Consider the following 21,498-nt stretch of genomic DNA (forward strand, 5'->3'; position numbering starts at 1 on the left):
CACTATAAAAGAGAACGCCGTGAAGCCAACTTACTCGCTTGAACAACTTGTACCTTATATAAGACAACACTCCAACTTCTACCGTAAACATCTGGAACACTTGCCCGCGAACGGGCTTACTTTAAAAGATCTCCCATTAACCAATGTGGCCGACTATTGGTCCGGTAGCAACGACTTGAGTCATTGGTCAGTCCTGACCGGAGATGTCGATGACGCACTGGTATTTAAAACCGGCGGCTCGACCAGCCAGGGCAAACTTGCGGTTTACTCCTCCGAGGAATGGCAAACTTTGGTCAGCACGTTCGGCGCCAGCCTCTCAGCTCAACTGAACAACGGCGACCGGGTGGCCAACCTGTTTTTTTCAGGGGATCTCTACGCCAGCTTTCTGTTTATCCACGACTCCCTGGCTCATGTCGGGCGACCTATCTGTGAATTTCCGTTTACCGGAAGCGTCGAGCTCGACGTACTGGCGGATGCCATCGCACGACATCGGATCAATGTTCTGGCCGGAGTGCCTGCACAGTTACTGCGATTCGCGGCCTACCTGGCGCAACATCAGCGTGTCTTGTGCGGGGTCGAGACGCTGCTGTATGGCGGTGAAAGCCTGTTTGCTCCGCAGTTGGCAATTCTCGCAGAAGTGTTCCCCAACGCACGCATTGCCTCTATTGGCTATGCCAGCGTAGACGCCGGACTCATTGGTGCCAGCGATCGCGACTGTGCATTGGGCGAGCATCGGGTATTCGAACCACAAACCTTGCTGGAAATCATCGATGAACACACTGGTGAAGTGATTGAAGAATGCGATCGCATCGGGTTGTTGGTACTGACCAACCTTACACGCCAGCTCATGCCGCTGCTGCGTTACCCGGTAGGAGACCGTGCTTGTTGGCGTGAACCGACCGCAACCCCGATGCGTAAATTCGCCCTCAAGGGCCGCAGTGCCCATAGTCAACGTATACGAGTAGGTGTGCTGTCGCTGTTTACCGAAGAAATACACGAGATCGTTCAACGTGCAGCACGCACAGAGCAATGGCAATTGCTGATCGAGCAGACCGGTCACAAAGATCTGTTGAGCGTGAGGTGGGTGCCTGAACCTCACTTGCAAACCGTCGAACCGGATCGCCGTGCACTGCGTGAGGCGCTGCTTGCCCACTACCCCGCCATCGACGAGCTAAGCCGCGAGGGTCTGCTGGAATTGCGGGTGCTGACCTGCACAACCACAGAGCTGAAGCTTCACCCTCGCTCGGGCAAACAACTCAGGGTGGTGGATTTGCGAGTGTATGACACTCCCTCGCTGGGGTCTGTGTGATGACCCGGTTGATATTTCGCGCCTACCGCCCCTCCGACGCAGGTGCCGTGAGCCAACTGTTTCGAGAGGTCTACGGCGATCATTACGTTCAGCCGGATGTCTACCTGCCGAGTATGATCAGTCAACACCACGCCGCGGGGCGCTGGCAATCGATGCTTGCCGTGGGCGACGCACGCGTTCTGGGGCATGCCGCATTGTGTCGCGACACGCTTTCGAATACCGCGGAACTGGCGCTCAGCGTGGTGCATCCCACCGCACAGGGACAAAGTATCGCAACCCGCCTGGGCCGCGAGTTATTGAGGCAGTCAGGTTCTCTGGGGCTCACGAGCGTCTCGATCAAGCAAGTGACCCACCATCCCTACACTCAACGCATGGCAGAAAAGATCGGTTTTCACAGCACTGGATTGCTTCCCGACTATGTCCCTTCGCCATTCGCAGAACCACTCCCTGAAACCATCGTAATGGGGTGTCGCATGGTCGAAGGACACGAGCGCCCGCTCCCCGACATCCCCTGGCCTGAACGCTACCGGGCGTTCATGAAGCACCTGTGCTCGGTGTTCGGAACCCGGCGGGATATGGCGTCACGGTCCGAGATGCCTTTGCAAATAAAGCAACACCAGCATCGGTTCGATATCGTCATTCAGCGCTTGAACAGACACTTGCTCCAACAACTCTGGCAGCTGCCCAGGCAGTGGACGATCTGCGCCAGACTCGAACTGTCCCGGCACTTCACGCGAGACTTGCGAAGCTTTTCGGCGCTGGGCTTCGCCTTCACCGGCCTGATGCCCACACCGGGTAGTAATGGCTGGTTCGCCCTGTTTCATCGAGGTATCCAGTCTCGCCCCCTCAACCTGAACTGCGCACACATGCAACAGTTGCATGACGATTTACAGCAGAACGCCAACGCCACGATAGGCCACCGCTGTGCCGACGCCATCGGTGCCCGCTCAGCCGCTTGAGTCTTTTCTATAAAATCCATTATCCGACTGCGCACAGAGCTCCACCATCCAGTCGACGAACACTCGCACCCGCCGGGACAACTGGCGGTGAGGGGGATAGAGCGCCGTCAGCGGCATACCCGGTGGCGGCACGTTCCTCAGCACCTCGATCAAACGCCCCTCTTTCAGCTGGTGGGCAACGTGATAATACGGAGCCTGGACCAAGCCATATCCCGCCTCACACGCCGCCAGATAGCCATCGGAGCTGTTGACCGAAACGTGCCTGGGCAGGTCGATCGATCGCAGCTGGTCATCGACGACAAACTCCAGTCCGTAGCGTTTGCCTGTGCTATTGGAAAAGTATTCCACCATCTGATGCCCTTTCAGGTCCTCCAGACACTGCGGAGTCCCGCAACGCTGCAAGTACTCGGGACTGGCACACGTGACCTGATCCAGTGTGGCCAGCGGCCGCGCCACCAGTGAGTCGTCGAGAGCCGAGCCGCCCCGCAACACGCAATCGACGCCTTCGCGGATCAGATCCACGGGCCGGTCATTCAAACCGATTTCCAGCTCGATCAAGGGATAGCGTGCAGTGAATTGCGGCAATGCCGGGATCACGATCAAACGCCCCACTCCCGCCGGCATATCCACCCGCAGCAGACCTTTGGGGTTGTGGCGAGCAGCGGAAAACACGGCTTCGGTTTCCTCCAGATCCGCCAGCAACCGCACGCAACGCGGGTAATAGGCTGCGCCATCGAGCGTCAGGCTGATTTGCCGAGTGGTGCGTTGCAGCAGTTGCACGCCCAGGTGGGCCTCAAGTTGCTTGATCAGAATGGTCACGGAGGCACGCGGCAATTGCAGGCTGTCCGCCGCCTTGGCGAAGCCGCCCAGTTCGACGATTCGCGTGAATACACGCATGGCGTTTAAACGATCCATGGTCAGGACTCGATGATTATTTAGAAATTACGAACAGTGATAGCACTTTTAGCCGGTTTATCTTCGTCCTGTCGAGATCGACACTAAGCGCCTACATCCACAGGGAGTTCATTTCATGCAAACACGTCAACTGGGCAAGAACGGACCACAGGTGTCAGCCATCGGTCTGGGCTGCATGGGCATGACCGATTTCTACACCACCGGCGTGGACACCCGCGAAGCCACGGCAACGCTGCATCGTGCGCTGGAGTTGGGGATCAACCTGCTCGACACGGCAGACATGTACGGCCCACACACCAACGAAGAGCTGATCGGCAAGGCGATTGTCGGCAAGCGCGACCAGGTGTTTCTGGCCAGCAAGTTCGGCATTGTCCGCGACCCGTCCAACCCCGGCGCGCGTGGCGTCAACGGTCGCCCGGAATACATTCGCGCGGCAATCGACGGCACCCTCAAGCGCCTGGGCGTGGAAACCCTGGATTTGTATTACCAGCACCGCATCGATCCGCAGGTGGCCATCGAGGAAACCGTCGGCGCCATGGCCGAACTGGTGAAGGCCGGCAAGGTGCGTTACCTGGGATTGAGTGAGGCCTCGGTCGACACACTGGAGCGAGCGAACAAGGTTCATCCGATCAGCGCCCTGCAAAGTGAATATTCGCTGTGGAGCCGCGATCAGGAAGAGAACGGTTGCCTGGTCGCATGCCAGCGCCTGGGCGTGGCCTTTGTACCTTATAGTCCGTTGGGCCGGGGCTTTTTGACCGGGGCACTGAAAAGCCCGGATGACTTCGCTGCAGACGACTACCGTCGCTTCAGCCCGCGTTTCCAAGGGGAAAACTTTGCCAAAAACCTGTTGCTGGTGCAGCAGGTACAAACGCTGGCCGCCGACAAAGGCGTGACAGCCGGCCAATTGGCCTTAGCCTGGGTCTTGGCTCAAGGGGATTACCTGATCCCGATTCCGGGCACCAAACAGCGTAAATACCTGGAGGAAAATGTGGCCGCGCTGGAGGTGAAACTGAGCCGCGAAGAGTTGCAGGCCCTTGAAGCGATATTCCCGGCCAATGCCACGGCAGGCCTGCGTTATCCGGAGGAAGTCATGAAGTTGCTCGACCGGTAGCTGCTGGCGAAGCGTGCGTTCGGCTGTGTGAGCGGCCGAACGCTGCGCAGCTGTTCTGTATTACTTAGAAACAATCCCCTGTCTCCTTGTCAGGTAAATTGGTCAAAATGCATCTTTTTTGGCCGCAACCCGAGACGAGACTCCCATGCGAACCCACCTGCGTCTGGCCGCCCTGAGCGCCCTCTTCATCTCCTCCCTGGCCCAGGCCGCCGACCTGATCCCGATCGAAGTGCACCGCGACGCCAATTGCGGCTGCTGCAAAAAATGGGTCAGCCATCTGGAAGCCAACGGCTTCAAGGTCGAAGACCACGTCGAAGCCGATATGAGCCAGTTCAAGCAACAACACGGCGTGCCGCCTCGCCTGGCGTCGTGTCACACCGCCTTGATCAACGGCAAGTTCGTCGAAGGCCATGTGCCGGCCGACCAAGTGCTGGCCTTGAGCAAGCGTGACGATCTGTTGGGGGTTGCCGCACCCGGCATGCCGATGGGCTCGCCCGGGATGGAAATGGACGGCATGAGCGACGCCTACCAGGTAATCGGTCTGAAAAAGGACGGCACTGACGTGGTGGTGGCGGACTACCCCGCCCATTGATGCTCGGCGCTTACATCGGGCTGTTTCTCGCGGCATTCGGCGCCGCGAGCCTGCTGCCCTTGCAGTCCGAAGCGGTGCTGGTGGGGTTGTTGCTCAGCGACCGGTATTGGCTCTGGTCGCTGTTGGCAGTGGCAACGCTGGGCAACGTGCTGGGGTCGCTGCTGAACTGGTGGCTGGGACGCGGCATCGAGCGGTTTCGCGAGCGGCGCTGGTTTCCGGTCAGCCCTCGTCATCTTCAACAAGCCCAAATACATTATCTGCGCTACGGTCATTGGTCCTTGCTGCTGAGTTGGGTACCGATCATCGGCGACCCGCTGACGCTGGTGGCCGGCGTCATGCGCGAACCGCTGGGGCGTTTCCTGATGATCGTGACCCTCGCCAAGGGTGCCCGCTATGGCGTGCTGGCAATGGCCACACTAGGCTGGATGGGTTTCCCGGCTGGCTGAACAAAACCAATCCCGTTCGTTGATGAGGTAAGGCTGATGGCGGTGCAGATTGCGGTGATCGATGACTGGCAGGACGTGGCGCGCGACGTGGTGGACTGGTCAGTGCTGGACAGCATCGGCCAGGTGAGTTTTATCCATGACTACCCGGCCGATAACGAAACCCTGGCCGAGCGCCTGGGCGCATTCGAGGTGATCTGTGTGATGCGCGAGCGCACCCGGTTCGACGAAGACCTGCTGCGCCGCTTGCCCACCCTCAAACTGTTGGTCACCGGCGGCATGCGCAACGCCGCCCTGGACCTTAAGGCCGCCGCCGCGCTGGGCATCCAGGTCTGCGGCACTGACAGCTACAAACATGCCGCGCCAGAACTGACCTGGGCACTGATCATGGCCGCGACCCGCAACCTGGTGGTCGAAGCCAACGCCTTGCGCGCGGGCCTTTGGCAGCAAGGCCTGGGCGGCGACTTGCAGGGCAAGACACTGGCGATCCTCGGCCTGGGCAGCATCGGTCAACGGGTCGCCCAATTCGGCCAGGTGTTCGGCATGCGCGTCATTGCGTGGAGCGAAAACCTCACCAGTGAACGGGCCGCCGAAGTCGGCGTGACCTATGTCAGCAAGCAGGAACTGTTCGAACAGGCTGATGTGCTGTCGGTCCATCTGGTGCTCAGCGAGCGCAGCCGAGGGCTGGTGGACGCTCAGGCGCTGGACTGGATGAAGCCCACGGCATGGCTGGTCAATACTGCGCGCGGGCCGATTGTCGATGAAGCGGCGCTGATCAAGGCCCTGCAGAAACAACGTCTGGCGGGTGCTGCGCTGGATGTGTTCGAGCACGAGCCGTTGCCCCGCCATCACCCGTTCAGAACCCTGGACAATGTGTTGGCCACACCCCATATCGGGTACGTCAGCCGACAGAACTATCAGCTGTTCTTTTCGCAGATGATCGAGGACATTCAGGCTTGGGCGGCCGAGGCGCCGATTCGGTTGCTGGGCTGAGACGGCATTATCGTTCTTCGCGGGCAAGCCGCGCCCCCACATGTGAAATGCATTCCCCTGTGAGAGCGCGGCCTGCCCGCGAAGAGTCCCTCAAATCCACCACACCCTCCTGAATCCTGCGCACCGCAATGGTGCAATCCCTATTCCATCGTGCCCAACTATCGTGACTTCCCGGTCCCGATTTGACCCACCCCAAAAAACAAACCTGCCCTTCGTCGGTGCGTTTCCCCATAAAGCCCGTGTGTTTTGTACCCTCCTCCAACCGATTGTCGAACAATTTGTCCGGTTGACCACCCCGCTCTAGGTTCTGGCCTAGACTGTTTTCGGGGAATAAAACCGACTGGTCATTCGGTGAAATAAATAGAAACTTTTGGTGCTGGCTTCAGGTCAGCTGAAAGGTAGGGCACAGCGACTGGTGCATTCCTTGCAACAGCCACTCCACCCATTGAGCTTCAGCGCATGGGCAGCACTTGCTCACCGATGCGTAGCGCGTTTGCGCCCGGCCACAGGAATTGGCCAACACCGTTTGTGCCAGGCCTGGAATCAGATCAACAACACGGGGAGATGCATATGATCAGTACGGCGTTAGATGTTCAGGGAGAACGTGCTCTTCAGCAGGTCGGCGAAGCCAACACCGTGGGAGCCCTTACCGCCAAATCGGTCAGCGTCCCGGTCACCAAGGCGTTGGCACCGGTAGTCCGTCAGAATCCCAACAAGAAGAAAGTGTTGTTCGTTACCTCGGAGATTGCCGACCTGGTGAAGACCGGTGGCCTGGGCGACGTTTCCGCCGCGCTGCCGCGAGCCATGGCTCACCTGCACGATGTCCGGGTGTTGATCCCCGGTTACCCGCAAGTGCTGAACAGCGAAAATCCGATTCATATCATCGGTGAACTGGGCGGGCACGCCGCGTTGCCGCCCTGCAAGATCGGACGCATGGACATGCCTGACGGCCTGGTCATTTACGTGTTGATCTGCCCTGAACTGTACGAGCGCGAAGGTTCACCCTACGGCGCCAACAACGGCCGTGACTGGCCAGACAACCATATTCGTTTCGCCCGCCTGGGCCTTGCGGCCGCCGATATCGCCGCCAACCTCGCACAAATTCACTGGTGCCCGGATCTGGTGCACGCCCACGATTGGCCCGCCGGCCTGGCCCCTGCCTATATGCACTGGCGTGGCCAACGCACCCCGACCCTGTTCACCATCCACAACCTGGCGTACCAGGGCGTCACCAGCCTCGGTTCGTGCCCGGAACTCGGTATTCCCGTACATGCCTTGCAGCAGGAAGGCATGGAGTTTTACGGCAAGATGTCGTTCCTCAAGGCCGGCATGGCCTACTCGAGTCACATCACCACCGTCAGCGCCACCTATGCCCAGGAAATCACCACGCCGGCCTTCGGCTGCGGTCTCGACGGTTTTCTCGCCGCCAAGACCCAGCAAGGTCTGCTCAGCGGGATTCCCAATGGCATCGATGAAAGCTGGGACGCAGCCACCGATCCGCACCTGTTCTGCCCGTTCGGCATCGGCGACTGGGACGGTAAAGCAGTCAACGCGGCGCACGTTCGCCGGTTGTTCGGCCTGGATGATTCCGAAGGCCCGCTGTTCGCCGTGGTCTCGCGGCTTGTCTACCAGAAAGGCCTGGACCTGACCGAAGCAGTGGCCGAATACATTGTCGCCAACGGCGGGCAGATCGCGATTATCGGCCGTGGCGAACCGGAAGAAGAACAAGCCATGCGTGAGCTGGCGTTGCGCTTCCCCGGGCAAATCGGCGTGCACATCGGCTTCAATGAAACCGACGCCCGCCGGATGTTTGCCGGCAGTGATTTCCTGCTGATGCCTTCGCGTTACGAACCTTGCGGCCTGAGCCAGATGTACGCCCAGCGCTTCGGTTCATTGCCGGTGGCGCGCAATACCGGCGGCCTGGCCGACACCATTGAAAACGGCGTGACCGGTTTTCTTTTCGACGAATCCACCGTGGAGAGCTATCGCGAAGCCCTGAGCCGCGCGTTCAAGGTGTTCGCCTTCCCCGGCCTGCTCAACGCCATGCGTTGCCGGGCCATGGCGGCGCCTTTCAACTGGTGCAAGGCGGTCGAACCCTACGCCGAACTCTACGAACAACTGGTGGCTAAAGCGCTGGGTAAATCGGGCAAACAGTAAGAGGTTTTCAACGATGCCGTTACGGACTCTTGAAACCTGGCCCCACGGCGCAATCATGCTGGACGCTGAACACACGCGTTTTGCCTTGTGGGCGCCAGATGCGTTTTACGTCAGTCTTGAACTGGAAAACGGACAATCCCTGCCACTGCTGCCTCAGGCCGATGGCTGGTTTGTGATCAAGACCCGCTGCCCCGCGGGTACCCGCTACCGCTACAACATCGATGGCGAGCTGGAGGTGCCGGACCCGGCCTCCCGCGCGCAGGCAGGGGATATCGGCAGCCACAGCGTGGTGGTCGATCCCCTCGCCTATCGCTGGCAACACAGTGCCTGGCAAGGTCGGCCATGGAACGAGGCGGTGATCTACGAACTGCATGTCGGTGCGCTCGGCGGTTTCAGCGAGGTCGAGCAGCATCTGGCGCGCTTGGTCGAGTTGGGGATTACCGCCATCGAACTGATGCCATTGGCGCAGTTTCCCGGCGAGCGCAATTGGGGCTATGACGGGGTTCTGCCTTACGCACCGCAGGCCTCCTACGGTTCGCCCGAACAACTCAAACACCTGATCGACAAGGCCCACGGCTATGGCCTGGCGGTGATTCTCGACGTGGTCTACAACCACTTCGGCCCGGACGGCAATTACCTGCATCGCTATGCCAAAGGTTTTTTCCGCGAAGACCAACACACCCCGTGGGGCGCAGCCATCGACTTTCGCCGGCGCGAGGTGCGTGACTTCTTTATCGACAATGCGCTGATGTGGTTGCTGGAATACCGCTTCGACGGCCTGCGTCTGGATGCCGTGCACGCCATCGAAGACCCGGACTTCCTTCAAGAGCTGGCGCAACGGGTTCGCCGGCAAATCGACCCGGCGCGGCATGTGTGGCTGATGGCGGAAAACGAGCACAACCAGGCCAGCCTGCTGGAGCAAGGTTTCGACGCGCAGTGGAACGACGACGGCCATAACGCCCTGCACGTGTTGCTTACCGGTGAAACCGATGCCTATTACGCCGACTATGCGCAAAACCCCACCGAACAACTCGCCCGTTGCCTGAGCCAGGGCTTCGTGTTTCAAGGCCATATCACCCGCCATGGTACGCCGCGCGGTGAGCCGAGCGGTCACTTGCCGCCGACGGCCTTCGTGCTGTTCCTGCAGAACCACGACCAGATCGGCAACCGCGCCTTTGGCGAGCGGCTGCATCAACTGGCCCGTTCCGAGGCCCTCAACGCCGCCACCGTGTTGCTGCTGTTGTCGCCGATGATCCCGCTGATGTTCATGGGCGATGAGTTCGCCGCCGAGCAACCGTTCCTGTTCTTCACCAGCCACCACGGTGAACTGGCGGAGTTGGTGCGCGAAGGTCGACGCAACGAATTCGCGGCCTTCAGCGCCTTTGCCGACCCGCACAAACGCAAGCAGATTCCCGACCCGAACGCGATGCAGACTTTCGAAGCGTCGCGGCCGAAGCTGACCGCCACCCGGCAACCGGCCATTCATGAGCTGTATCGTCGACTGCTGCAAATCCGCCATCAACACATCATCCCGCAGTTGCCCGGCGCCCATGCGCTGGGCGCGCAGGTACTGGCCGAGGGCGCGGTGTCGGCACGCTGGCGGCTGGGCGATGGCAGTCAGTTGCGCATTGACCTGAACCTCAGCGACGCAGCCGTGGTCCACACCCCACAGGCCGACGCGACGCTGCTGTTCGAATACCCGCCGCACTCGGCCGGTCTGTTGGATCAGGGCACCCTTGCCCCGTATTGCGCGCTCGTCAGCCTCACAGCCGCAGCCCCTTTGCTACCCCCGGATGGAGAGCGACCATGAGCGATGCGCAACTGGAAATACTGGCCAGCCGAGCCGGCCTGGCCGTCGACTGGATCGACGCCAACGGCCGGCCACAAAAAGTCACGCCGGCGGTGCTGCGCTCGGTGCTCATCGGGCTTGGCCATCCCGCCAGCACCGCCCAGGAAATCGACGCCAGCCTGCTGCAACTGCAGGAGGTGCAACAAACCCGGCACCTGCCGCCGCTGCTGACCTGCGACGTTGGCGTCGGTCTTGATCTGGCCCACTACTTCGCACCGCAAACCCCGTGTGAGATCCATCTCGAAGACGGCTCGCGGCTCAGCCTCAAGCTCGATGACAACGCTGTGTTACCCGGGTTGGTGCCGGTGGGTTATCAGCACGTCAGCATCGACGATCAATCGTTCACCCTGGCGGTGGCACCCGAGCGCTGCTACAGCGTCGGCGACGCCGTTGACAGTCAAACCCCGCGCGCCTGGGGCCTGAGCGTGCAGTTGTATTCGCTGCGCCGCCCCGGCGATGGCGGTTTCGGCGATACCCAGGCCCTCGAAGATCTGGCCCGGGTGGCCGGCGAACGGGGCGCCGAAGCGTTGGCGATCAGCCCGCTGCATGCGATGTTCAGCGGCGATACCAAGCGTTACAGCCCTTACTCGCCGTCCAGCCGCTTGTTCCTCAATAGCCTGTACGCGGCGCCCGGTGCGATTCTCGGTGAGCGTGCCCTGCGCACCGCGATCGACGCCACCGACCTTGCCGCCGAACTCAAGCACCTCGAGGCATTGCCGCTGATCGACTGGCCCACCGCCGCCGAGGCCAAACATCGCTTGCTGGAAGCCTTGTACGAAGGATTCACCCACGGCGCACACCCCTTGCATGCCGACTTCAGCAGCTTCCGTCACGCCGGTGGCGAAGCGCTGGAGAATCATTGCCGCTTCGAAGCGATCCAGGAAGCCCGTGCAAGGCGCGGTGAAAGCCTCGACTGGCGCGAGTGGCCCGAGCAATGGCGTAACCCGCGCAGCGCCGCTCTGGCGCAATTTGCCGAAGAGAACTCGGCCCGCATCGGCTATTACGCGTTCTGCCAATGGCTGATTGCGCGCAGCCTGGAGCGCGCACAAACCGCCGCCCGTGGTGCCGGCATGGGCATCGGCCTGATCGCCGACCTGGCGGTGGGCGCTGACGGCGGCGGCAGCCAGGCCTGGAGTCGCCAGGACGAATTGCTCGCCTCGCTGACCGTGGGTGCGCCACCGGACATCCTCAACCGCACCGGCCAGGGCTGGGGGATTTCCGCTTTTTCCCCCGAAGGCCTGGTGCGCAATGGCTTTCGTGCGTTCATCGAAATGCTGCGGGCCAATTTCGCCCATGCTGGCGGCCTGCGCATCGATCACGTCATGGGCCTGCAACGGCTATGGGTGATCCCTAAAGACGCGCCGCCCAGCGACGGCGCCTACCTTTATTATCCGCTGGACGACCTGCTGCGCCTGCTGACCCTCGAATCCCATCGGCATCAGGCCATCGTCCTCGGCGAAGACCTCGGTACCGTGCCCGATGGCCTGCGCGAAAAACTCATCGCGCGCTCGATCCTCGGCATGCGCGTGCTGTTGTTCGAACAGGACAACACACACTTCAAACCGATTCTCGACTGGCCGGACAACGCCCTGGCCACCACCAGCACCCACGACCTGCCGACGCTCAATGGCTGGTGGCATGGCCGCGATATCGATTGGAGCGCACGCCTGGGCCTGGTCGACGCCACGGGTGAAATCGAATGGCGTCAACATCGCGAACGCGAGCGCGAGGGCTTGCGCCGGGTGCTGAGCCAGGACCCGCAGAACTTTCGCGAAGAGTCCCATGAAACCGATCAGGTACTCGACGCCGCCATCCGGTTCCTCGGTCATACCCGCGCGCCGTTGGTGTTGTTGCCGCTGGAAGATGCCCTGGGTATCGAACAGCAGGCCAACCTGCCCGGCACCACCGACACCCACCCCAACTGGTCCCGCCGGTTGCCCGGCGACAGCGAGGCACTGCTCGATGATCCGGATGCGGCCCGCCGCCTCGAACTGCTCGCCTGTGCGCGACTTCAGGCGGCCGAGCGTGACCAATGAATCAACCGCTCAGCCAGCCGCTGCGGGCGACCCTGCGGCTGCAATTTCATCAAGGCTTCACCCTGGATCAAGCGGTGCCACTGGTGCCGTATTTTTCCAGCCTGGGCATCAGTCATCTCTATGCCTCGCCGCTACTCGCCGCCCGCGCCGGCTCCATGCACGGCTACGATGTGGTAGACCCGACCACGGTCAACCCTGAACTGGGCGGCGAAGCGGCGTTACGCCGTTTGGTCGCTGCGTTGCGCGAACAGAACATGGGGCTGATCCTCGATATCGTTTCCAACCACATGGCCGTCGGCGGGGGCGACAATCCCTGGTGGCTCGACTTGCTGGAATGGGGACGACTGAGCCCTTACGGCGAGTTCTTCGACATTCAATGGCACTCGCCCGATCCGTTGATGGAAGGCCAGTTGCTGCTGCCTTTTCTGGGCAGCGACTACGGCATCGCCTTGCAGGACGGCACCCTGCCCTTGCGTTTCGATGCCCGGCGCGGCGCCTTTCATGTCGAGCACTATGAACACCACTTCCCGATATGCCCCACCGACTACGGCGAACTGCTCAAGGCCGATGACCGATTGAATGCCAAGCAGGCTGAACGGCTCAAATCCCTGGCAGATCGCTTCGACACCTTGAGTTATCAGTCCGACGTGTACAGCCTGGCGATTCCATTGAAATCCGAGCTGCGGGAATTGGCCAGTGATCCGGCCATTCTGCACGCCATCCAGCACACCCTCGACACTTACGACTCGCTCACTCCCGACGGTTTCCAGCGCCTGCATAACCTGCTGGAGCGCCAGAGTTATCGCCTGGCCAGTTGGCGCACCGCGGCGGACGACATCAACTGGCGGCGCTTTTTCGATATCAATGAACTGGGCGGCCTGCGCATCGAACGGCCGGCGGTGTTCGAGGCGACCCATGCAAAAATCTTCGAGCTGGTGGCCGAAGGTCTGGTCGACGGGCTGCGCATCGACCACATCGACGGCCTCGCCGACCCGCGCGGTTACTGCCGCAAACTGCGGCGCAGGGTCGATCGCCTGGCACCGGGCCGACACCTGCCGATCTACGTCGAAAAGATCCTCGGCGAAGGCGAAACCCTGCACCGCGACTGGTGCGTCGATGGCAGTACCGGTTACGAATTCATGAACCAGTTGTCGCTGCTGCAACACGACCCCGAAGGCGCCCAGGCCTTGGGCGAACTCTGGAGCCGGCACAGCGAACGGCCCGCCGATTTCCGCCAGGAGGCACAACTGGCGCGCCAGCAGATTCTCAACGGCTCCCTCGCAGGCGATTTCGAAAGTGTTGCCCACGCCCTGTTGCAAATGGCTCGGGACGACCTGATGACCCGGGACCTGACCCTCGGCGCGATCCGGCGGGCCTTGCAGGAACTGATCGTGCACTTCCCGGTGTACCGCACTTACATCAGCCCGTTGGGTCGCGCGGCCCAGGACGAGGTGTTTTTCCAGCAGGCCATGGCCGGTGCCAGGCAAACCCTTGGCGAGGCCGACTGGCCGGTGCTCGATTGCCTGGCCGGCTGGCTCGGTGGCCAACCCTGGCGCAAGCGCCCGGTGGGCCGTCCACGCAAACTGCTCAAGCATGCCTGCGTGCGCTTCCAGCAACTGACCTCACCGACGGCCGCCAAAGCGGTGGAAGACACCGCGCTTTATCGCTCGGCGGTGCTGCTGTCGCGCAACGATGTCGGCTACAACACCGAGCAGTTCAGCGCCCCGGTTGCCGACTTCCATGCCGCCTGCGCCAATCGCCTCGCCGAGTTCCCCGACAACCTGCTGGCCACCGCGACCCACGACCACAAACGCGGTGAAGACACCCGCGCGCGGCTGGCGGTGTTGAGCGAGCGCAGCGCCTGGTACGCCGAACAGGTCGAGCACTGGCGAACCCTCGCGGGCGAACTGCGCAGCGACCCCGGCGCGCCCTCGGCGGGCGACGAGCTGATTCTCTATCAAGCAATCCTCGGCAGTTGGCCACTGGAATTGTGTAGCGACGATCAACCAGCGCTTGAGGACTTCGCCAAACGCCTCTGGCAGTGGCAACGCAAAGCCCTGCGCGAAGCCAAGTTGCAAAGCAGCTGGAGCGCGTCAAACGAGGCATATGAACAGGCGACCCACGGGTTTCTCGAACGCCTGCTGCTGAGCCCCGAAGGTCAGCCATTGCGCGCGGCCATCGAGGCGGCCGCTCAACGCATTGCCGTCCCGGGTGCACTGAATGGATTGGCGCAAACCTTGCTGCGAATGACCGTGCCGGGAGTGCCGGATCTCTATCAGGGCAACGAGTTCTGGGACTTCTCGCTGGTCGATCCGGATAACCGCCGGCCGGTGGATTACGTCAGCCGTCAGCAGGCCATGCACCTACCGCTTGGCCTGCCCGATGTGTTGGCGAACTGGCGTAACGGGCGCATCAAGCAAACCTTGATCGCCCGGGCGCTGAACCGGCGTGCCGGGCATGCCGAACTGTTTCAAAAAGGCACTTATCAAGCCCTTGAAGTGATTGGCAGCCAGGCTCACCGGGTACTGGCGTTTGCTCGAGAATGGCAGGGAAAACGGGCAATCGTGGCCGTACCGATACGTTGTGCCGGACTGCTGGAAAACAGTGCCGCCCCCCAGATTGACGCGTCGCTGTGGGGCGATACCCGAATCAAATTGCCGTTCACGGCCACCGAAGAAAATCTGAAGGGACTTTTTACCAGCGTCGCAGTCACAAAACACAAGGAGCTGATGGTCGGCGCCGCGCTGGGGGATTTCCCGGTCAATCTCTTTACCCAAACTTGAGTTCAGTTCAGGAGCATTGCGATGAGTACCGACGAAAAACGCATTCGCGAATTTGCCTATCAAATCTGGGAATCCGAAGGAAAACCCGAGGGCCAGGAAGCCCGCCATTGGGAGATGGCCTGCAAACTCGCCGAGGCCGAAGCCCTGGCGCCCGGCAAACCAGCCAAAACGAACAGCAGCAAAACCGCAAGCAAGCCCGCGGCCGGCAAGCCCGACGGCAAGCTGGTCAATGGCAAGGGCCTCGAAACCAAACCCCGCGCCAAGCCCAAAGCCAAACCCGCTGCCGCTTCGGCAGTGATCCCGCCGGGCGAAAAAACCACCGTGAAAAAGCCGCGCACCGCGCGTAAACCACCCGAGGTCTGACGCTTCACTGTCTTGTCCTGATTTGTGGCGAGGGGGCTTGCCCCCGTTCGGCTGCGAAGCAGTCGTAAACCAGACGCCACGTTGCTGATTAAAGAATTGCGGTGACTGGTTTAAGGGTCGCTTTGCGACCCAACGGGGCGATGCGGCGTTCCGACAAGCCCCCTCGCCACAGAGCGCCCTCGAAAAATACCGTTGCAGGAGCAGCTATGACCAGTCCAAAGAAAACCGCGCCCGAACCTCACGAGGCCTCGCGAATCCGTGAAGGCTTGCCCTTCCCGCTAGGCGCGACCTGGGATGGCCTGGGGGTCAATTTCGCGCTGTTTTCGGCTAACGCGACCAAGGTCGAACTGTGCATCTTCGACGATGCCGGCGAGGTGGAACTGGAGCGTATCGAGCTGCCGGAATACACCGACGAGATCTACCACGGCTACTTGCCCGACGCCCATCCGGGGCTGATCTACGGCTATCGCGTGTACGGGCCGTACGACCCGGCCAACGGTCATCGCTTCAACCCGAACAAACTGCTGATCGACCCCTATGCCAAACAGTTGGTCGGCCAATTGAAATGGTCCGAAGCGTTGTTCGGCTTCACCATCGGTCACCCCGACGCCGACCTCAGTTTCGATGAGCGCGACAGCGCGCCCTTCGTGCCCAAGTGCAAAGTGATCGACCCTGCCCACACCTGGGGCCATGACCATCGGGTCAGCGTGCCATGGGACAAGACGATCATTTATGAGACTCACGTACGCGGTTTCAGCATGCTTCACCCCGCCGTTCCCGAGAACCTGCGCGGCACCTTCGCCGGGTTGATGGTCGATGACGTGCTGGAACACATCCGCAAGCTCGGCGTATCGACTGTGGAGTTGCTGCCGATCCATGCCTTCGTCAACGACCAGCATCTGCTGCACAAAGGCATGACCAATTATTGGGGTTACAACAGCATCGCGTTCTTTGCCCCGGACCCGCGCTACCTGGCCAGCGGCAAGATCGCCGAGTTCAAGGAGATGGTCGCGCACCTGCACGACGCCCATCTGGAAGTGATCCTCGACGTGGTCTACAACCACACCGCCGAGGGCAACGAACAAGGCCCGACCCTGTCCATGCGCGGCATCGACAACGCCTCCTACTACCGTTTGAGGCCCGACGACAAACGCTACTACATCAACGATTCCGGCACCGGCAACACCCTGGACCTGAGCCACCCGTGCGTGCTGCAAATGGTCACTGACTCGCTGCGTTACTGGGCCACGGAAATGCACGTGGACGGTTTCCGTTTCGACCTGGCAACCATCCTCGGCCGCTACCATGACGGCTTCGACGAACGGCACAGCTTCCTCGTCGCCTGTCGCCAGGACCCGGTGCTGCGTCAGGTGAAGTTGATTTCCGAATCCTGGGACTGTGGCCCCGGCGGTTATCAGGTCGGGAACTTCCCGCCGGGCTGGGTCGAATGGAACGACAAATTCCGCGACACCGTGCGCGCGTTCTGGAAAGGTGACGACGGCCAGCTCGCCGACTTCGCCAGCCGCATGACCGCCTCCGGAGAGATGTTCAACCAGCGCGGCCGTCGACCGTATGCTTCGCTGAACTTCGTCACCGCCCATGACGGCTTCACCCTCAACGATCTGGTGTCGTACAACGACAAGCACAACGAGGCCAACGACGAGAACAATCAGGACGGCAGCAGCAACAACCTGTCGTGGAACCACGGCGTCGAAGGCCCCACCGACGATCCCGAGATCAATGCCCTGCGCCTGCGGCAGATGCGCAACTTCTTCGCCACGCTGCTGCTGTCCCAAGGTACGCCGATGCTGGTGGCCGGCGACGAGTTCGCCCGCACCCAGAAAGGCAACAACAATGCCTATTGCCAGGACAGCGAGATCGGTTGGGTCAATTGGGACCTGAGCGAAGACGGCAAGGCGCTGCTCAAGTTCGTCAAACGCCTGATCAAGTTGCGCCTGGCCTATCCGATCCTGCGGCGCGGGCGCTTCCTGGTGGGCAATTACAACGAAGACATCGGGGTCAAGGACGTGACCTGGCTGGCCCCGGACGGCAGCGAAATGTCCAATGAGCAATGGGAAGAAGGTCACGGTCGCTGCATGGGCATACTGCTCGATGGCCGCGCCCAGGAAACCGGCATTCGCCGCAAGGGTGCCGACGCAACCCTGCTGCTGGTGGTCAACGCGCACCATGACATCGTCAACTTCCTGCTGCCGGAAGTGCCTGACGGCGGTTTCTGGACCTGCATGATCGATACCAATCAACCGTCGATTCGGGGCCAGGAACGCTTTGAGTTTGGTCGCCAATACTCGGTTACTGGCCGTTCGCTGCTGTTGTTTGAATTGCAGCATGAGGAAGAAGAGTGAAAGTGATCACCATAATATCTGTAGCAGCTGCCGAGGTGACTTTTTGCGAACCCCGACACAGCCAGGGTTAAAAAACGGCATGAGACCAAAGGCTGAGGCGACGAATAGCGTTTCATGGGCAATACTCTGACCGCGGCAATCCAGGGTTCGGAGCGCCGCACATTGCTATCTACCCGCCTTCACGGGTCTGCCAGGCTTGCGCCCTTGCAAGCATTGCGCACGACTGAGGGCCAGACAGAACAAGGATGTAGCGCCTATGAAACCGGTTTCCATCAGCGAAAACAGCTTGTCTGCGCAGATCTGGAACAGCGCCCCACAACTGGACAACATCCCCGTCATCAACACCGAAACACTGGTCCCTGCTGGAGCTCGCGCAGTGATAATCGCCCCGCATCCCGGCGATGAAGTGGTGACTTGCGGTGGCCTGCTGCAACTGTTGTGCGCCCTTGGTCATCCTCTGCAACTGATCTCGATTACCGATGGCAGCGCCAGCCATCCGGGGTCGCGACAGTGGTCAGAAAAACGCCTGAGCGTGTTCCGCCCCCAGGAAAGTGTCGAAGCCTTGCGCCGGCTCGGCTTGCCGATGCACAGCCTGAAGTGGATTCGCGGCGGCTTCACCGACAACGCTCTGGACGAGCGGGAGTCAGAATTGACCCAGTTCATCGTCCGCTACCTGCGCCCCGGCGATGTGGTATTCACCACCTGGCGCGAAGACGGCAACGTCGACCACGACGCTGTCGGCCGGGCCAGCGCCAGGGCCGCCGCCCTGGTCGGGGCGACGCTCAACGAAATACCGGTCTGGGCCTGGCACTGGCCGATGCGCGACCACGGGCAACTTCCTTGGCATCGCGCGCGCAAGCTACGCCTCGACACCTGGACTGTCGCGCGCAAAAGCCACGCCACCTATGCCTACGCCAGCCAGCTCGACGGCGAACCGGCGATCGGCATCGCCCCGCTGCTGCCACGAGTGATTCTGGAGCGCATGCGGTTGCCGTATGAAATTGTGTTTGTCTGAATGACTCGAAGAATGTTTTTTTTGTGGCGAGGGAGCTTGCTCCCGCTGGGCTGCGAAGCGGCCCCAAAATCTTTGCGACTGCTGCGCAGCCGAACGGGACGGTGCGGCGATCCGACAAGCTCCCTCGCCACAAAAGCACCCTTGCCACAAATCACGCTGAACTGCTCGCCCACGCATCAGTCGCATACATACAGCAGCCCTGATTCAGAGGAGTGAACGTGACCCACGATACCGAACGCCAAGCCGTCGAATCAGTGCCATCGAACACGCCCCCGGCGATTCGCCGACTCAGAGTACTGACGGTCAATACTCACAAGGGTTTCACCGCCCTCAACCGACGCTTCATCCTCCCGGAACTGCGCGAAGCGGTACGCAGTACGTCGGCGGACCTGGTGTTTCTGCAGGAAGTGGTCGGTGAACACGACCGCCATTCTTCCCGTTACAACGATTGGCCACCGACCTCGCAGTACGAATTCCTGGCCGACAGTATGTGGAGCGATTTTGCTTACGGTCGCAACGCGGTCTACCCCGACGGCCATCACGGCAATGCCCTGCTGTCGAAATACCCGATCCGCGAATTTCGCAACCTCGATGTCTCGATCACTGGCCCCGAGCGGCGCGGCTTGCTGCACTGTGTGCTGGATGTGCCGGGCCATGCCGAAGTGCATGCCATTTGCGTGCACCTGAGCCTGTTGGAAAGCCATCGACAACTCCAGCTGCAGTTGCTCTGCCTGTTGCTCGAATCGTTACCCGACGACGCCCCGGTAATCATTGCCGGCGACTTCAACGACTGGCAGCTGCAAGGCAATGCCACCCTCGCCCGACGCGACTACCTGCATGAAGCATTCGAACGCCACCACGGCCGCCCGGCGAAAACGTACCCGGCACGGTTTCCCCTGCTGCGCCTGGACCGCATCTACCTGCGCAATGCCAGCAGTCATGAGCCACGCATACTCGGCTACAAGCCCTGGACGCACCTGTCGGACCATTTGCCGCTGGCGGTGGAGGTACGCCTGTAACACCGTCAAGCGACAGGCGCCAAGAACTGCTGCCTGAAGCAGAAAAAATGACAGTAATCACGTCACGGACTTGCTCATGAATTTTGCACTGTTCATCCGTCACGCAACCGATAGCCCACTACCCAATACGTCTGGATTGCACCTTTCAGGATGATTTTTCGTACAAACAACAACTTAGATCGGCGCCAATAATCAGTCACTTACAGAGTCTAAAATAGCCGCACCACTTATCGGCCATTTTCTTGACGCAGCGCCATCGGTCTTCTTAGCTAGTCCTTACTACCCCCGGAAATCCATCAGGGGCAAGCCTCCAGACACCCGTAAAACGGGCGGGTCGGACCTTGCCTCAATCCATTCGGTCGCCCCTCATTCGGGGTAGGAGAGACGCCACAGCGAGATACGCATGCGATTGCAAGGTAGACCTCCATGAGAACTTCATTCACCCCACAAGAGATAAAATTCACTTTTTGCGTTGTCTCCGGTTCACTCCTGCTGTGCTCATCCATGGAGGTGCGAGCGTCGTCTGCCGAGGACGAAACAACGCCCTGGTACAGCCAGCAACTGCCGACAATTACCTTGCCCTTCGGCTTGGCCACGTATCCCGACCGCTTACGCGTCAACTCAGACTTACCCAGCTCACGCCTGACGATCGAAGACGCCGCGCCCCTGGCCTGGGACCACGCCTATGGCCCGACGTCGCGGCAGGCCCAAACCGATTATCTGGCCCAGGGCACGATCCCCGGAGCCAGCGAATTCAAAGGCCCGGCGCTCCTGACCGTGCAAAGCAACAGCGGTAGTACCCAACGGGTCGGACTGATCGGCGGCACCGCTCAATTCCAGGGCAACGACAACGGCCTGCTGACCAGCCGCGCCCTCGCCGACCCCAGCCACGACACGCTCAACCTTCAAGGCCAAAGCCTTGGTGCCTACTGGAGCCTGACCGGGCCGCAAGGCTGGCACGTCGACTTGACGGCCAGCGGCGGCCGGGTCAGCGGTTTTAGCCGCAACGACCAGGGCGTGCGACAAACCACCGAAGGCAGCGCGATGACAGTGTCGGTGGAAGGTGGTTTCCCGATTGGCCTGAGCGAAAACTGGGTGGTTGAACCCCAAGCGCAGTTGATCAATCAACGCATCACGCTGGATACGCCGTATGCCGGGTCAGGCAACGCCTCGTCCAGCGACCTGACGTCCTGGAGCGGACGGGTCGGTGCACGCTTGAAAGGCAGTTACGATATCAATGGCTTGCCGGTCGAACCCTATGTGCGGACCAACGTGTGGCATACGGTGTACACCGGCAACACCGTGAGCCTGGATCAGGTCGACAAAATCAGCAGCAGCCGCAATTCATCGACAGTGGACGTAGGCCTGGGGTTGGTGGCCAGGGTGACGCCTTTGGTCAGCCTGTATATCAGCGCCGATTACAGCAGCAATGTGGATGACAATGATTTGAACGGGTTGATTGGCAGCCTCGGGGTGCGGATGCGGTGGTAAAAAGATCAAAAGATCGCAGCCTTCGGCAGCTCCTACAGTTCAGCGTTGTCCCGCCCACCTGGGACGGCCCCGATCCCGTAGGAGCTGGCGAAGCCTGCGA

The 21,498-nt window shown here is 61.0% G+C and carries 16 protein-coding genes; 15 read left to right on the forward strand and 1 reads right to left on the reverse strand.

Translation table 11 applies throughout. The features are described from left to right. The first annotated feature begins 19 nt into the window (after nt 1-19). Both ACCC96_RS20995 and ACCC96_RS21000 read left to right on the forward strand, forming a co-directional pair. Nucleotides 20-1,309: a phenylacetate--CoA ligase family protein gene (locus ACCC96_RS20995; protein ID WP_413696792.1), complete on the forward strand. Its 1,290-nt coding sequence runs from the start codon at nt 20-22 to the stop codon at nt 1,307-1,309. Next, nucleotides 1,309-2,268 (forward strand): GNAT family N-acetyltransferase, encoded by a 960-nt coding sequence (locus ACCC96_RS21000; RefSeq protein ID WP_413696793.1) that lies wholly within the window; start codon nt 1,309-1,311, stop codon nt 2,266-2,268. Before ACCC96_RS20995 ends, ACCC96_RS21000 begins: the two co-directional genes overlap by 1 nt. Here the strand turns inward: ACCC96_RS21000 and ACCC96_RS21005 are convergent. Then, nucleotides 2,257-3,183: a LysR family transcriptional regulator gene (locus ACCC96_RS21005; RefSeq protein WP_413696794.1), complete on the reverse strand. Its 927-nt coding sequence runs from the start codon at nt 3,181-3,183 to the stop codon at nt 2,257-2,259. The genes ACCC96_RS21000 and ACCC96_RS21005 overlap by 12 nt on opposite strands. 115 nt (nt 3,184-3,298) lie before the next feature. On the opposite strand from ACCC96_RS21005, the gene ACCC96_RS21010 reads away from it, so the two are divergent. The 13 genes from ACCC96_RS21010 to ACCC96_RS21070 all read left to right on the forward strand — a co-directional run bounded on the left by ACCC96_RS21010 (nt 3,299) and on the right by ACCC96_RS21070 (nt 21,398). After that, a complete protein-coding gene (locus ACCC96_RS21010) occupies nt 3,299-4,294 on the forward strand; it encodes an aldo/keto reductase (RefSeq protein ID WP_019649991.1) in 996 nt (331 codons plus the stop codon). Between the two features lie 145 nt (nt 4,295-4,439). Then, nucleotides 4,440-4,886 carry a DUF411 domain-containing protein gene (locus ACCC96_RS21015; RefSeq protein WP_123722935.1) on the forward strand — a complete coding sequence of 149 codons (447 nt, stop codon included), beginning with the start codon at nt 4,440-4,442 and terminating at the stop codon, nt 4,884-4,886. Then, entirely contained in the window at nt 4,886-5,332 is a 447-nt protein-coding gene (locus ACCC96_RS21020) for a YqaA family protein (protein ID WP_019649993.1), read from the forward strand. The genes ACCC96_RS21015 and ACCC96_RS21020 overlap by 1 nt, the downstream gene beginning before the upstream one ends. 36 nt (nt 5,333-5,368) lie before the next feature. Then, complete coding sequence (locus ACCC96_RS21025) at nt 5,369-6,322, forward strand: D-2-hydroxyacid dehydrogenase family protein (RefSeq protein ID WP_413696795.1); 954 nt, start codon at nt 5,369-5,371, stop codon at nt 6,320-6,322. 570 nt (nt 6,323-6,892) lie between these two features. Further along, nucleotides 6,893-8,479 (forward strand): glycogen synthase GlgA, encoded by a 1,587-nt coding sequence (gene glgA / locus ACCC96_RS21030; RefSeq protein WP_019579255.1) that lies wholly within the window; start codon nt 6,893-6,895, stop codon nt 8,477-8,479. Between the two features lie 13 nt (nt 8,480-8,492). Then, a complete protein-coding gene (gene treZ, locus ACCC96_RS21035) occupies nt 8,493-10,289 on the forward strand; it encodes a malto-oligosyltrehalose trehalohydrolase (protein ID WP_413696796.1) in 1,797 nt (598 codons plus the stop codon). Further along, entirely contained in the window at nt 10,286-12,364 is a 2,079-nt protein-coding gene (malQ, locus tag ACCC96_RS21040) for a 4-alpha-glucanotransferase (protein ID WP_413696797.1), read from the forward strand. Before treZ ends, malQ begins: the two co-directional genes overlap by 4 nt. Beyond that, nucleotides 12,361-15,147 carry a malto-oligosyltrehalose synthase gene (locus tag ACCC96_RS21045; protein ID WP_413696798.1) on the forward strand — a complete coding sequence of 929 codons (2,787 nt, stop codon included), beginning with the start codon at nt 12,361-12,363 and terminating at the stop codon, nt 15,145-15,147. The genes malQ and ACCC96_RS21045 overlap by 4 nt, the downstream gene beginning before the upstream one ends. Before the next feature lie 21 nt (nt 15,148-15,168). Next, nucleotides 15,169-15,510: a DUF2934 domain-containing protein gene (locus tag ACCC96_RS21050; RefSeq protein ID WP_413696799.1), complete on the forward strand. Its 342-nt coding sequence runs from the start codon at nt 15,169-15,171 to the stop codon at nt 15,508-15,510. Nucleotides 15,511-15,716: 206 nt separating this feature from the next. Continuing rightward, the gene (glgX, locus tag ACCC96_RS21055; RefSeq protein WP_413696800.1) at nt 15,717-17,873 is read left to right on the forward strand and encodes a glycogen debranching protein GlgX; all 2,157 of its coding nucleotides are present in this window, start codon (nt 15,717-15,719) and stop codon (nt 17,871-17,873) included. Between the two features lie 256 nt (nt 17,874-18,129). Next, complete coding sequence (locus ACCC96_RS21060) at nt 18,130-18,888, forward strand: PIG-L deacetylase family protein (RefSeq protein ID WP_019650000.1); 759 nt, start codon at nt 18,130-18,132, stop codon at nt 18,886-18,888. Between the two features lie 218 nt (nt 18,889-19,106). Then, the gene (locus ACCC96_RS21065; RefSeq protein WP_413696801.1) at nt 19,107-19,907 is read left to right on the forward strand and encodes an endonuclease/exonuclease/phosphatase family protein; all 801 of its coding nucleotides are present in this window, start codon (nt 19,107-19,109) and stop codon (nt 19,905-19,907) included. A 426-nt stretch (nt 19,908-20,333) separates the two neighbouring features. After that, the gene (locus ACCC96_RS21070; protein WP_413696802.1) at nt 20,334-21,398 is read left to right on the forward strand and encodes an autotransporter domain-containing protein; all 1,065 of its coding nucleotides are present in this window, start codon (nt 20,334-20,336) and stop codon (nt 21,396-21,398) included. The last annotated feature ends 100 nt before the right edge of the window (nt 21,399-21,498 follow it).

Source organism: Pseudomonas sp. Pseusp11, assembly GCF_047304405.1.
Lineage (GTDB): Bacteria > Pseudomonadota > Gammaproteobacteria > Pseudomonadales > Pseudomonadaceae > Aquipseudomonas.